The sequence below is a fragment of the Ruegeria sp. AM5 genome (assembly GCF_056540645.1).
This window is the reverse complement of sequence record NZ_JBQFXC010000004.1, coordinates 299438-311924: the sequence shown is the minus strand read 5'-3', so window position 1 is coordinate 311924 and position 12487 is coordinate 299438. Positions and strand designations below refer to the sequence as shown.

Annotated in this window: 12 protein-coding genes; 4 read left to right on the top strand and 8 right to left on the bottom strand. The window is 58.1% G+C overall.

Going from position 1 to position 12487, the window contains the following annotated elements; translation table 11 throughout:
* Window position 1 precedes the first annotated feature (1 nt).
* The 4 genes from ACR0AH_RS13065 to ACR0AH_RS13050 are packed head-to-tail and all read right to left on the bottom strand — an operon-like array spanning window position 2 to window position 4020.
* The gene (locus ACR0AH_RS13065) at window positions 2-427 is read right to left on the bottom strand and encodes an ASCH domain-containing protein (RefSeq protein ID WP_170465996.1); all 426 of its coding nucleotides are present in this window, start codon (window positions 425-427) and stop codon (window positions 2-4) included.
* 1 nt (window position 428) lies between these two features.
* Entirely contained in the window at window positions 429-2036 is a 1608-nt protein-coding gene (locus tag ACR0AH_RS13060; RefSeq protein ID WP_480592251.1) for a carboxyl transferase domain-containing protein, read from the bottom strand.
* A complete protein-coding gene (locus tag ACR0AH_RS13055) occupies window positions 2033-2497 on the bottom strand; it encodes a lysozyme inhibitor LprI family protein (protein WP_480592249.1) in 465 nt (154 codons plus the stop codon). The genes ACR0AH_RS13060 and ACR0AH_RS13055 overlap by 4 nt, the downstream gene beginning before the upstream one ends.
* On the bottom strand, window positions 2494-4020 hold the full coding sequence (locus tag ACR0AH_RS13050) for an AMP-binding protein (RefSeq protein WP_480592247.1): 1527 nt from the start codon (window positions 4018-4020) through the stop codon (window positions 2494-2496). The genes ACR0AH_RS13055 and ACR0AH_RS13050 overlap by 4 nt, the downstream gene beginning before the upstream one ends.
* Window positions 4021-4156: 136 nt before the next feature.
* Between ACR0AH_RS13050 and ACR0AH_RS13045 the strand changes: the two genes are divergently transcribed.
* Window positions 4157-4762, top strand: coding sequence for an OmpW/AlkL family protein (locus ACR0AH_RS13045; protein ID WP_170404039.1), 606 nt, complete (start codon window positions 4157-4159; stop codon window positions 4760-4762).
* A 47-nt stretch (window positions 4763-4809) separates the two neighbouring features.
* Here the strand turns inward: ACR0AH_RS13045 and ACR0AH_RS13040 are convergent, their stop codons facing one another.
* The 3 genes from ACR0AH_RS13040 to ACR0AH_RS13030 all read right to left on the bottom strand — a co-directional run bounded on the left by ACR0AH_RS13040 (window position 4810) and on the right by ACR0AH_RS13030 (window position 8038).
* Window positions 4810-5973 carry an isovaleryl-CoA dehydrogenase gene (locus ACR0AH_RS13040; RefSeq protein WP_170397077.1) on the bottom strand — a complete coding sequence of 388 codons (1164 nt, stop codon included), beginning with the start codon at window positions 5971-5973 and terminating at the stop codon, window positions 4810-4812.
* 163 nt (window positions 5974-6136) lie between these two features.
* Window positions 6137-7327: a DegT/DnrJ/EryC1/StrS family aminotransferase gene (locus ACR0AH_RS13035; protein ID WP_480592245.1), complete on the bottom strand. Its 1191-nt coding sequence runs from the start codon at window positions 7325-7327 to the stop codon at window positions 6137-6139.
* 39 nt (window positions 7328-7366) lie between these two features.
* Window positions 7367-8038, bottom strand: coding sequence for an HAD-IA family hydrolase (locus ACR0AH_RS13030; RefSeq protein ID WP_170733164.1), 672 nt, complete (start codon window positions 8036-8038; stop codon window positions 7367-7369).
* 134 nt (window positions 8039-8172) lie between these two features.
* Here ACR0AH_RS13030 and glmU point away from each other — a divergent pair, with 134 nt between their 5' ends.
* From glmU to ACR0AH_RS13015, 3 genes are read left to right on the top strand one after another with little or no spacing between them, the layout of a single operon-like run.
* A complete protein-coding gene (glmU, locus tag ACR0AH_RS13025; RefSeq protein WP_170733165.1) occupies window positions 8173-9525 on the top strand; it encodes a bifunctional UDP-N-acetylglucosamine diphosphorylase/glucosamine-1-phosphate N-acetyltransferase GlmU in 1353 nt (450 codons plus the stop codon).
* A 3-nt stretch (window positions 9526-9528) separates the two neighbouring features.
* On the top strand, window positions 9529-11352 hold the full coding sequence (gene glmS / locus ACR0AH_RS13020) for a glutamine--fructose-6-phosphate transaminase (isomerizing) (protein WP_480592243.1): 1824 nt from the start codon (window positions 9529-9531) through the stop codon (window positions 11350-11352).
* Window positions 11353-11358: 6 nt separating this feature from the next.
* On the top strand, window positions 11359-12042 hold the full coding sequence (locus ACR0AH_RS13015; protein ID WP_480592241.1) for a DNA alkylation repair protein: 684 nt from the start codon (window positions 11359-11361) through the stop codon (window positions 12040-12042).
* On the opposite strand, the gene ACR0AH_RS13010 is transcribed toward ACR0AH_RS13015, so the two are convergent.
* Window positions 12030-12443, bottom strand: a complete 414-nt coding sequence (locus ACR0AH_RS13010) for a hypothetical protein (RefSeq protein ID WP_170404060.1) — start codon at window positions 12441-12443, stop codon at window positions 12030-12032. The genes ACR0AH_RS13015 and ACR0AH_RS13010 overlap by 13 nt on opposite strands.
* Window positions 12444-12487: the final 44 nt, after the last annotated feature.

Sequence of the window (12487 nt, the reverse complement as noted above, 5' to 3'; positions counted from 1 at the left end):
CTTACCCCTTAACCGCCAGATCTTCGACAAGGCGGAAGCGTTCGCACAGCAATTCCATCTCGGGATCGAACCCGCCATTGCGTTCGAAATACCGGCGATGATCCTCGCGCCATCCCTCAAGCGTTTCATTCTCACCCTCGGCCAACGCAAAGTCTTCGGTCACATCGCAATATCGGCAGGTCGAGACCTCGACCGTTTCGATCACCAAAGCGGGGCGATCATCCCATTCCAGCGCAATATCCTGACGCCCAACGACCGGGGTATCAGCACTGCCTTCTGGGTAGTCTCGCAAAGCACCACATGTCGCCGTTTTTCGGCCTAATCTTACCAACGCCAGCAGCTCGGCGCTTAGCGATGCGCTGTCTCCAAACTTGAAGGTCTGCGCGCCCGGGTAGCGGGCCATTACTTCATTCAATGAAACGCTCATCTTACATCCTGAACACGCCGAAACGTGTCTCCTCAATCGGGGCGTTAAGTGCGGCACTCAGCGACAATGCCAACACATCGCGCGATTTGCGCGGGTCGATGATGCCGTCATCCCACAACCGCGCCGACGCGTAGAGCGGGTGGGATTGTTCTTCGAACATGTCCAGCGTCGGGCGCTTGAATTCAGCTTCTTCCTCAGCCGACCATGTGCCGCCCTGTCGTTCGATCCCGTCGCGTTTGACAGTCGCTAGGACACCTGCAGCTTGCTCGCCCCCCATCACTGAGATACGCGAATTCGGCCAAGTCCACAGGAACCGAGGCTGATAGGCGCGTCCTGCCATGCCGTAGTTTCCAGCTCCGAAGGACCCTCCGACAAGCATTGTGATCTTTGGAACGCTCGTCGTCGCCACCGCCGTCACCATCTTGGCCCCGTGCCGCGCGATGCCTTCGTTTTCGTATTTGCGGCCGACCATGAAGCCGGTGATGTTCTGCAGGAAGACCAGCGGGGTTTTGCGCTGCGAGCACAGTTCGACAAAATGCGCACCCTTCTGCGCGGCCTCAGAAAACAACACACCGTTGTTGGCAATGATCCCGACCGGGCAGCCTTTGACATGGGCAAAACCGGTCACCAGCGTCTCACCAAATCGCGGTTTGAACTCGTCGAACCGAGAGCCATCGACCAGCCGCGCAATCACCTCGCGGATGTCATAGGGCGTCCGCAGATCGGCCGGAACTACGCCCAAAATTTCCTCGGGATCATAGGCAGGCTCTTCCGGTGTTTCGAACTGTAGGCTAGGCTTCAGCACGGCACCCCCCAACGACCCGACGGCCCGCCGAGCCAGGGCCAACGCATGCGCATCGTCCTCGGCCAGATAATCCGCCACGCCGGACAGGCGCGTATGCACATCGCCACCACCCAGATCTTCGGCTGTCACAACCTCCCCCGTCGCGGCCTTGACCAGAGGCGGCCCAGCCAGAAAGATCGTGCCCTGTTCTTTTACGATGATCGTGACATCGGACATCGCAGGCACATAGGCCCCGCCCGCCGTACACGAGCCCATCACGACGGCTATCTGAGCGATCCCCTTCGCGCTCATCCGCGCCTGATTGTAGAAGATGCGGCCAAAGTGATCGCGGTCGGGGAAAACCTCATCCTGATTGGGCAGGTTCGCGCCGCCGCTATCGACCAAATAGATGCAGGGCAGATGGTTTTCCTCGGCAATCTCCTGCGCGCGGAGGTGTTTCTTGACCGTCAGCGGATAATATGTGCCGCCTTTCACAGTGGCGTCGTTGCACACCACCATGACCTCGCACCCCTGCACCCGGCCAATCCCCGCGATCACCCCGGCACAGGGCGCGGCATCTCCATACATCCCATGTGCCGCCGTCGCGCCGATTTCCAAGAACGGAGAACCCGGATCGAGCAGGTTCGCCACCCGACGACGCGGCAGCATCTTGCCCCGCGATTCATGCCGCGCCCGCGATTTTTCACCGCCACCCATGCGGGCCGCTTCGGCGGCATCCGCAATATGTGCCAGCGCATCCAGATGTGCGGCTCGGTTCGCCTTAAACCCCTCAGAGGTCGGTATGGCTTTGGATTTTATTTTCATTCCATCTTCCCCAAGTCGCGCAATTCCACAGCGCGTTCAGCGGTTTCGGTCAGCAGGCAATTTGCGGCAACAATCGAGCGTATCGTTCCATCAGACCATATGCCGTAGGCCAGAGCACATTCAGCATCCCGAAACCCAATCCATGCGCGTTGAGCATCTCGCAACTGGTCCGAAAGTTCGGGACTTTGTTCAGCCAGTTCTGCTCTACGCAGTTTATACTGTTCGTTTAGATATGAATCCCAAATTTGGGTTTCGGCTAGAATACACTCGGTGATGCCAAGGGTTGTTTCATTTCCCGGTATCGTTTGGCAGGCATTGGCAGCTGCGCCGAGACATGATGACATGCTATCGCCCTGCTGCGTCTGAGAAAAACATTGTTGAATATACGACTGGTCTACCCAAGCGCCCTGAGCGGAAACAAGCGATGGTACTAGCATCGCAGCAAGTGCAATTCGCATCATGTAATTGCCTCCCCTGCAGCCCGCGCCTTCAATTCCTTCCGGATCACCTTTCCCGTCACCGTCATCGGCAACTCTTCCAGAAACGACACCTCACGCGGATAGGAATACTGCGCCAAACGGTCCTTAACCCAATTCTGCAACTCAGCGCCCGACGCCTCAGCCCCCGGCTTCAATACCACATAGGCCTTCACGATCTCGGTCCGCAGCTCATCGGGCTTGCCGACCACGCCCACAGTTGCCACTGACGGATGGGTCAGCAGGCAATCCTCGATCTCAGCCGGGCCAATCCGGTATCCTGCCGAGGTGATCACGTCATCATCGCGACCGACAAAGCGCAAATAGTCCCCTTCCCACACGCCACGGTCACCGGTGATCAGCCAATCACCTCGGAATTTCTCAGCCGTTGCTTGCGGATTATTCCAGTATTCCAGCAGCATTGAGGCCGAACCGCGCCGGATGGCGACGTCACCTTCCTCCGTCGTCGGTTGGCCATGATCGTCAATTACCGCCACCTCATGACCCGGCACCGGTTTACCGATACAGCCGGGGCGAACGGGGAAGTCCTCGGCGCAGGAGGATACGACCATGTTACACTCGGTCTGGCCATAAAACTCGTTGATCGTCAGACCAAACGCCTGCTGGCCCCAAGCCAACATCTCCGCGCCCAAAGGCTCGCCCCCAGACGCCACCGACCGCAATCCCGGTATCGACTGATCCGCAGCTTTGAGCATCCGTAAAGCCGTCGGTGGAAAGAAGACGTTCCGCACCCCCGCCCGCGCGATCACATCGGCGCAGGCCTGTGGGGTGAATTTGTCCAACCGCGTGGCGACCACCGGAACGCCCAGCGCAAGCCCGGGCATCAGAACGTCGAACAAGCCGCCGATCCACGCCCAGTCTGCTGGCGTCCACAGGCAATCCCCTTCACGCAGGTGGTTGTGGCTGATCGAGACGCCCGGCAGGTGGCCCAGCAGCACACGATGACCATGCAGCGCACCCTTGGGACTGCCAGTGGTGCCGGACGTGTAGATCAGGACCGCCGGATCTTCGGGGCCGGTATCGGCAAAGGGCACCGGTTCCCCCTCCTGCCTGATCTCGTCAACCAAAAGTGGCTGGGCCAGATCCCCCAGCAACGCGGCCCCTTCTGCATCCGTCAAAACGATCCGCGCACCTGCATCTCTGACGCGCGATGCCAGCGCATCGTGTTTGAACAGCTTGAACAACGGCACCGAAATCGCACCGATCTTCCAGATCGCCAGATGCGCGGCGGCACACCACGGCGACTGGCTGAGCAAGACGCCAACCCGGTCTCCTGGCTGGACCCGAGCTATCAACGCGCGAGCGATGCCATCAACCATAAGCTCCAGTTCGCCAAATGTTACCACGCTCGGATCGCCCCGGGTCAGATCCAGCAAAGCAACCCGATCGGATTGTTGCGACAGGCATTGCTGCGCCATGTTCAGCCGATCAGGCATCGCCCAGCTTTGGTCGCCGCGCAAACCCGGTATGCGCTCAGCGGGATGCATGCTGATTTTCCCTTATTTCATTAGCAGTTGCAGCTAGCCTCCCCGCTTCAGCAATTTCCGGAGTTTGATGCAGATCAGAGCATTTCTGCGCCGCGGCATCCAAAACATCGGCATCAACGCAAGCAAAGGCACGAATATGACAAAGAAACTCGCCGCTTTGACCCTTTCTACCGCACTTGTCGCTCTGGCTGCCCCAGCCTTCGCCCAATCCCAAGGCGATTGGACAGTCGGTGTTGGTGTCGGCTATCTGGACCCCAAATCCGACAATGGGACTCTGGCCGGGTTCGACGCCGAAATCGACTCGGACACCCGTCCGATTTTCACCGTCGAATACTTCGTTCAGGACAATCTCGGGATCGAGCTCTTGGCCTCGACCCCCTACAAGCATGACGTCACTCTCGGTGGCAGCGTTGACGCGGGCAGCGTCAAGCATCTTCCGCCTACTCTGTCGCTGAACTATCACTTCCCGACCAATAGCGCGTGGAAGCCCTATGTCGGCGCCGGTCTGAACTACACCATCTTCTTCGAGGAGGACTCGCCTTTGGGCGATCTCGATCTGGACAACTCCTTCGGCGTTTCTCTGCAGGCCGGTCTGGATTACATGGTCACGGAAAAAGGCGCGGTGCGTCTGAACGTGCGCTGGTTCGACATCGACTCGGACGTCAAACTTGACGGCAACGACATCGGCACCGCCGAAATCGACCCGTTCCTGATTGGCCTGTCCTACGTTCATCGTTTCTGATCCAATCGCAAAAAGCCCCGTGGTTCAATGAACTGCGGGGTTTTCCGTCACAACATCTCGTTCATCATTTCGCGCCCAATCAGCATGCGGCGGATTTCGCTGGTGCCCGCGCCGATCTCCATCAGCTTTGCATCTCGGAAAATCCGGCTGACCGGCGAATCCGACAGGAATCCGGCACCACCCAACGCCTGAACGGCTTGATGCGCCTGCACCATCGCCTGTTCCGAGGCATATAGGCAGCACGCTGCAGCATCCTGACGGGTTACATCCCCGCGGTCGCATGCCTTGGCAACTTCGTAGACATAGGCCCGCGCCGAATTCATGGCTGTGTACATATCCGCGATCTTGCCTTGCATGAGCTGGAAGCTCCCGATCGGTTTTCCGAACTGCTTACGCTCGGCCAGATAGGGCATCACTTCATCCAAGCAGGCGGCCATGATCCCGGTTCCAATTCCCGCAAGAACCACACGCTCATAGTCCAGACCGGACATCAGAACGGCTACACCCCGCCCTTCTTCGCCCAGAACATTCTCGAACGGCACTTCAACATCTTCAAAGATCAACTCAGCGGTGTTCGAGCCGCGCATGCCAAGCTTGTCGAAATGAGGCGAAGTCGAAAACCCGGTCATCTCTTTCTCGATCAGAAAAGCCGTGATCCCCTTTGACCCGGCGTCCGGATCGGTCTTGGCATAGACGACCAGAGTGTCTGCATCCGGCCCGTTAGTGATCCAGTATTTGTTGCCATTCAGCCGATAGTGATCGTTTCGCTTTTCTGCACGTAGCTTCATGGAAACCACATCCGACCCAGCCGAGGGCTCGGACATAGCCAACGCCCCGACATGCTCACCCGAAATCAGACGGGGCAGATATTTTTTCTTCTGCTCATCCGTTCCGTTCAGCTTGATCTGGTTCACGCACAAGTTCGAATGCGCCCCATATGATAAAGATACCGAGGCCGAGGCGCGCGCCACTTCCTCAACTGCCACCGTATGCGCCAGATAGGACATACCGGCCCCGCCATATTCTTCAGGGACTGTGACGCCCAACAAACCAAGCTCACCCATCTCTTTCCACAGCTCATTCGGAAAGGCATTGGACGCGTCGATCTCGGCCGCCATCGGCTTGACCCGTTCCTGAGCCCAGCGGTGCACCATCTCACGCAGGGCGTTCACGTCCTCGCCCAGATCGAATTGCATTGTGGCCATAAACATGCAGGGCTCCTCCGATTGCATTAATGAACAAGCGTTCAATAATCAGATAGCAGCGTTTCCTCCTCTGGTCAATGACGACACGCAGGCCAACGCAAAACGCCGCCCGGCAAGGGGCGGCGTTTTCAGATAAATCGAGCGTGCGCTGAAAGCGCACTCCGCTGGACTATGATTGATAGACAGCGCTGACTTCAGCCCGGATAATGCGCGCAATTTGGGCACAATCTTCCAGCGAAAAGGTCAGTGGAACGCGCATATCCATGATCCCTGCCAATATCCGATCACTGACCGGCATCGGGGCGCTGTCGGCATAACGCCAACTGTCATAGCGTGAGGTAAAGCCCGACGGTTCAGCCCCCCCGAACCACTTCAGTTCGACCCCGCGCGCGGCGCAACGCTGGATTACCTCGGCAATGCGCGCGGGCGTCCAGTCCAGCAACAGGAATTGTATCGATGAACCGACATAGGTCTCAGCATCAGGCCGCTCCACCATCGTCAAACCCGGCGTTTCACGCAGGCCATGCTCAATCTCAACATAACGTTCATTCCAACGCTGCACCTGCCGATCAAGATCACGCAACTGCGGACGTAAGATCGCTGCACGCAAATTATCCATCCGACCCGAGACATTGGGGGTTGTGTACTTGATCTGCTCGAACACCTCCGGCCCAGGCGCGGCCAGATGGCGTTCATAAAGCATGTAAGACCCGGACAACATCGTAGCCTTGGCGGCCAGTTCCGGATCATCCGTGATCAGCAACCCGCCCTCGCCCGAATTGACATGTTTATAGGTCTGGCACGAGTAGCATCCGATGGCCCCCTGCCGCCCAGACAGCTGCCCGCGCCAGGCGGCACCCATGGTATGGGCGCAATCTTCGATCACGATCACACCCGCCGCATCACACATCTGCATCAGGCGATCCATATCGCACAGATGCCCTCGCATGTGACTAAGCATTAGTACTTTCGCCTGATCCAGCTTGACCTCAAGATCATCCAGATCGATGGTCAGGGCTTCGGTCACACCAACGAAGACCGGCTTTGCGCTTACCGACGCAATCGCCCCCGGCACCGGCGCCAGAGTGAACGCGTTGGTTAGAACCGGATCGCCCGGCTTGACCCCCACCGCACGCAACGCAGTGGCCAGAGCGTAGCCACCCGACGAGACCGCCAGACAGTATTTCGCCCCCATCTGGGCGGCGAATTCCTGCTCCAACAAAGCCGTCTCGCTCAACTCGCCAGGGGCAACATTGTAGCGGTGCAAACGACCATGGCGCAAAACGGCCAAGGCGGCCTTGATCGCCTCTTCGGGAATGGGTTCTTGCTGGGTGAAATTACCTGTGAATGTCTCAGTCATGAATCCGTTTTTATGCTGAGTGTTAAGCGGGTCAAGGGATCAGGCCGCCGCTCCGATCAAATCGGAGACCAGTTTCGGTAAATCATCAAAATGATGCAACAACGCCTCGGGCTCCAGCGCAGCCATCTCATCGCCCGACGGGCCGAATGTCACCAGTACCGACGGCACTCCTGCAGCCCGCGCCGTATTTCGGTCGGTATCTGAGTCGCCGACCAATACACAGTGGTCAGGGTGCCCTCCCGCGCGACGCGCTGCTTCGCGTAACGGTTCAGGGTCGGGTTTCCGCACCGGTAATGTGTCTGCACCGATCAGTGAAGCAAAGTGATCACGGACACCCATCCGGGTCAGCAGCAAATCAGCCAGGCCTTCGGGCTTGTTGGTGCAAATCCCCACGCCATAACCTGCATCTTTCAGTGTTTCGACGGCTTCAAGCGCACCGGGATAGAAATAGGTATGCGTATCGATCGCCTGCCCATAGACGTCCAAAAAGACCGGATAATAGGCTTCGACAACATCCGCATCATAGGCGCCGACCCGCTTCAATCCATGGGACAACATCAAGCGTGCACCGCGTACCGATACCGCCGCATCAAGCTCGGGCGACAGAACATCCCCATGACCCATCTCGCGAAAACAATGGTTTGCAGCGGCCAGCAAATCACCAGATGTATCCGCCAAAGTTCCATCCAGATCAAAGATTACCGTTCGCATGCTCACCTCTTGAACCGGCGGGATTCCGCCATGTCGTGTTGCAAACGGCAATCTTCTTTGATGGCTGAACCGCTTGCGCCTTTGCCCACAGCGGATAAAACGGGCGGCGACAAAACAAAAGAGAAAACGATTTCATGAGCACTGCCCTTGTCATTCTTGCCGCCGGAAAAGGCACAAGGATGAACTCTGATATTCCCAAAGTCCTGCATCCGATCGCTCAGGCCCCAATGCTGGTTCACGCCATGCGCGCCGGTGCTGTCCTGTCGCCCGAGCGCACGGTGATTGTTACCGGCCACGGTGCGGAAGCAGTCGCGCGTGTGGCTGAAGCCGAAGATGAAAACGCCAGCATTGCGGTGCAGGAAGAACAACTTGGCACCGCCCACGCGGTTGCGCAGGCGCGTGCAGCGCTGGAGGGCTTTCAGGGGGATGTGGTCGTCCTCTATGGTGACACCCCGTTTCTACAGCCCGACACCCTGCAGCGGATGATCGAAGCGCGCGCAAAAAACGATCTGGTCATTCTTGGATTCGAAGCTGCAGACCCCGCCCGTTATGGCCGCCTTGTGATGAACGGGGACGCCCTAGAGCGGATCGTCGAATTCAAGGATGCCACAGATGAAGAGCGCACTATAACCTTCTGTAACTCAGGACTTTTGGCATGCGATTCCGAGACCTTGTTCTCACTGATCGATGCAGTTGGCAATGATAACGCTTCGGGTGAATACTATCTGACCGACGTAGTCGAGATCGCCCGCCGCCAAGGGCTGTCCGTAACTGCGGTTGCCTGCGACGAAGCTCAGACGCTGGGCATCAATTCGCGCACTGACCTGGCGGCGGCTGATGCGGTGTTTCAGGTGCAAGCACGGTCTGCATTGCTGGATCTGGGAGTCACTCTGATGGCCCCTGAAACCGTGTATCTGGCCGCAGATACCGTCATTGGCCGCGACACCGTCATTGAACCCAATGTGGTTTTCGGCCCCGGAGTGACCGTGGAAAGCGGCGCAACGATCCGGGCGTTTTCACATCTCGAAGGCTGCCATGTTAGCCGAGGTTCGGTGGTCGGACCCTATGCCCGGCTGCGTCCGGGTACAGAGCTGGCTGAAAACGCCAAAATTGGCAACTTTGTCGAGATCAAAAATGCCGAAATCGCCGAAGGCGCAAAGGTGAATCACCTTAGCTATATCGGCGACGCTTCGGTCGGGGCGGCGACCAATATCGGCGCGGGAACCATCACATGTAACTATGATGGCGTGATGAAGCATAAAACAACCATCGGGGAAAACGTGTTCATTGGATCGAACACGATGCTGGTGGCACCGGTCACTCTGGGTGATGGCGCGATGACCGCCACGGGGACCGTAGTGACCAAGGATATTGAGCCAGACGCATTGGCCGTAGCGCGTTCCAAGCAGGAAAACAAACCCGGCTATGCGCGTAAATTGTTTGAAATGTTGAAGGCGAAGAAGGCTCGCCGCGACAAAGGAGCCTGAGTTATGTGTGGAATTGTTGGTGTTCTGGGCAGTCACGAAGCTGCCCCTATCCTGGTCGAAGCACTGAAGCGGCTTGAGTATCGCGGTTATGACAGCGCCGGTATTGCGACCGTGAACGATGGCGCTTTGGGCCGCCGACGGGCCGTCGGCAAGTTGGTGAACCTAAGCGACCTTCTGGTTCATAACCCCCTTCCAGGTAAATCCGGTATCGGTCACACACGCTGGGCCACCCATGGTGCCCCATCGGTTAACAATGCACATCCGCACAAGGCCGGGCCTGTCGCCGTAGTGCACAACGGCATCGTTGAAAACTATCGTGAACTGCGGGCCGAACTGGCCGAGAATGGGGTCGGTTTCGTGACGGATACCGACACTGAAACCGTTGCCCTGATGACGGAACGCTACATGTCCGAAGGGCTGTCTCCGGTCGACGCCGCGTTTAAAACCATTGATCGACTCAAAGGTGCATTTGCGCTCGCCTTTCTGTTCGACGGTCAAGAAGACCTGATTGTCGCAGCGCGCAAGGGTTCACCCCTGGCAATTGGTCACGGCGACGGTGAGATGTTTGTCGGGTCTGACGCAATCGCTCTGGCGCCTTTGACTGATCGTATTACATACCTTGAGGAAGGGGACCGTGCGGTTCTGACCCGCACGTCGCTTGAGATTCGAACCGAATCGGGAGAGCTTGCCAACCGCGAAATTCGGCAAATTCAAATCGATCAGACCCGTGCCGACAAAGGCGGCCACAAGCATTATATGGCCAAGGAAATTGCCGAACAGCCTGTTGTGGTGGCCGAAGCCATCCGCTCGTATCTTCCGACCGCAGGCGATCAGGTCGTATTGCCCGGTGACGGTCTGGATTTCACCAAGCTGGACCGTCTGACCATGGTGGCTTGCGGCACCGCATTCTATGCCTGCCTGACGGCGAAATACTGGTTCGAGCAGCTGGCCAAGATGCCGGTTGAAGTCGATATCGCCAGCGAGTTCCGCTATCGCGAACCTCCCATCTCTGACCGGACGTTGGCGCTGTTCGTAAGCCAGTCGGGCGAAACCGCCGACACGCTTGCTGCCCTGCGCTTTTGCGAGGGCAAGGCGGACAAGATTGTCTCGGTCGTGAATGTCGCGGAAAGCTCGATTGCGCGCGAAAGCGATGTGGCGTTGCCGATCCATGCGGGTGTTGAGATCGGTGTTGCTTCGACCAAGGCGTTCACCTGTCAGCTTAGCGTGTTGCTGATGCTTGCTCTCAAGGCCGCTGCAGATCGAGGCACGCTTAGCGATGAAGAGATCGCCGATCACGCGGCCGCCCTTCGCGGTTTGCCGACTGTTCTGAATGCTGCGCTGGATCAGAACGACGCTATTCGCCAATCCGCCCAACGCCTGTCCGAAGCGCGCGACGTGCTGTTCCTGGGCCGTGGCCTCATGTACCCGCTGGCGATGGAAGGCGCGCTGAAACTCAAGGAAATCAGCTATATCCACGCCGAAGGCTATGCCTCGGGTGAGTTGAAGCACGGCCCCATCGCCCTGATCGACAAGCATATGCCGGTTGTTGTCATGGCACCACGCGACGCAGTTTTCGACAAGACAGTTTCGAACATGCAGGAGGTGATGGCGCGCAAGGGCAAGGTTGTACTTGTCTCGGATGATGACGGTATCGCTGAGGCAGAAGATGGAGTTTGGAGTACGATCCGTATGCCACATGTGCACACCAGCCTTGCCCCGATTCTCTATTCGGTGCCCGCGCAATTGCTAGCCTACCACACGGCGGTGGCCAAAGGCACAGATGTTGATCAGCCCCGTAATCTGGCAAAATCCGTCACGGTTGAGTGATCAGGCATGCAAGCCTATCTGGATCAGATCAAAGCCCATGCCGATCCCGAACGCGCAGAACAGGTGGCGGCCTACCATAAGGTAGACCGCACCTATCTGGGCGTTCCGAACCCGGTTTTGAATGATCTGACCAAGGCTTGGCGGCGCGAACTTGAAGTCATCGACCGCATCGCTGTCGCCGATGGCTTATGGCAGACCAACATTCATGAAGCGCGGGTCGCGGCAGCAAAGCTGCTGACCCAAGCCCGTATCCGACCGGATGACGCGGTGTGGGACCTGCTGCAAAGCTGGCTACCGGATTTTGACGCCTGGGCAGTGGCCGATCATGCCTGTATGGCGATGCAAAAGCGCCTTTCGGCTGATCCAACCCGGCTGGATCAGGTCGAACGTTGGACCACGTCGGGCCACATGTGGACCAAACGCGCCGCGCTGGTCGGCACCTTGCCCTGGACCAAACAGAACCATCCCAAACCGGAAGACCTGGCATGCCGCGACCGTATACTCGGCTGGGCTGCCACGTATGTCTCCGATCGGGAATGGTTTATCCAGAAGGCCATCGCATGGTGGCTGCGCGAATTGTCAAAGCATGATCCAGAGCGCGTAGTCGCGTTTCTGGAAACGCACGGCGCAAACATGAAACCCTTTGCCCGCAAAGAGGCTGGGAAATACCTGCGCGCTCAGTCGGAATAGACTTCCAGTTCCACCAACTCGTCATATGGCACCAACAGCGCGCGCATGGCTTCAAGCGACAGCCGTCCGCCACCGCCTTCGGGGCCTGGTGCGGGAACAAGCGTGACATAGGCCTGCGCACCCGTGCGCGGCACAACCACGCGGCCGTTGATTTCAGTTTGTACCAGAGGCGTCTGCAACCAGCGCCCCGGTGTGTTGGGATCGCCCAGCCCGGCAACGGTCGTTTTGGCGCCAGACCACCCTGCGGCAGCCACAGGTTCAGGAGTTACCTCCGTCGCCTCTGCTGTAACGGGTTCAGCCGCCGTCTCGTTGGATGAACTTCCGAACACCCGATCCGTCGTGGACCGAACGGCATCGCAACCGGCAACGAGGCTAAAAGCTAAAACCAAAGCATATTTCATAACACAAAACCTAGAGCGCTGCGCCTAACGGTACCAGTCCAAAA

What these genes read in the sequence shown, in the direction of transcription:
- ACR0AH_RS13065 (WP_170465996.1), bottom strand. Translation starts at nt 427, where the DNA reads ATGAGCGTTTCATTGAATGAAGTAATGGCCCGCTACCCGGGCGCGCAG.
- ACR0AH_RS13060 (WP_480592251.1), bottom strand. Translation starts at nt 2,036, where the DNA reads ATGAAAATAAAATCCAAAGCCATACCGACCTCTGAGGGGTTTAAGGCG.
- ACR0AH_RS13055 (WP_480592249.1), bottom strand. Translation starts at nt 2,497, where the DNA reads ATGATGCGAATTGCACTTGCTGCGATGCTAGTACCATCGCTTGTTTCC.
- ACR0AH_RS13050 (WP_480592247.1), bottom strand. Translation starts at nt 4,020, where the DNA reads ATGCATCCCGCTGAGCGCATACCGGGTTTGCGCGGCGACCAAAGCTGG.
- ACR0AH_RS13045 (WP_170404039.1), top strand. Translation starts at nt 4,157, where the DNA reads ATGACAAAGAAACTCGCCGCTTTGACCCTTTCTACCGCACTTGTCGCT.
- ACR0AH_RS13040 (WP_170397077.1), bottom strand. Translation starts at nt 5,973, where the DNA reads ATGTTTATGGCCACAATGCAATTCGATCTGGGCGAGGACGTGAACGCC.
- ACR0AH_RS13035 (WP_480592245.1), bottom strand. Translation starts at nt 7,327, where the DNA reads ATGACTGAGACATTCACAGGTAATTTCACCCAGCAAGAACCCATTCCC.
- ACR0AH_RS13030 (WP_170733164.1), bottom strand. Translation starts at nt 8,038, where the DNA reads ATGCGAACGGTAATCTTTGATCTGGATGGAACTTTGGCGGATACATCT.
- glmU (WP_170733165.1), top strand. Translation starts at nt 8,173, where the DNA reads ATGAGCACTGCCCTTGTCATTCTTGCCGCCGGAAAAGGCACAAGGATG.
- glmS (WP_480592243.1), top strand. Translation starts at nt 9,529, where the DNA reads ATGTGTGGAATTGTTGGTGTTCTGGGCAGTCACGAAGCTGCCCCTATC.
- ACR0AH_RS13015 (WP_480592241.1), top strand. Translation starts at nt 11,359, where the DNA reads ATGCAAGCCTATCTGGATCAGATCAAAGCCCATGCCGATCCCGAACGC.
- ACR0AH_RS13010 (WP_170404060.1), bottom strand. Translation starts at nt 12,443, where the DNA reads ATGAAATATGCTTTGGTTTTAGCTTTTAGCCTCGTTGCCGGTTGCGAT.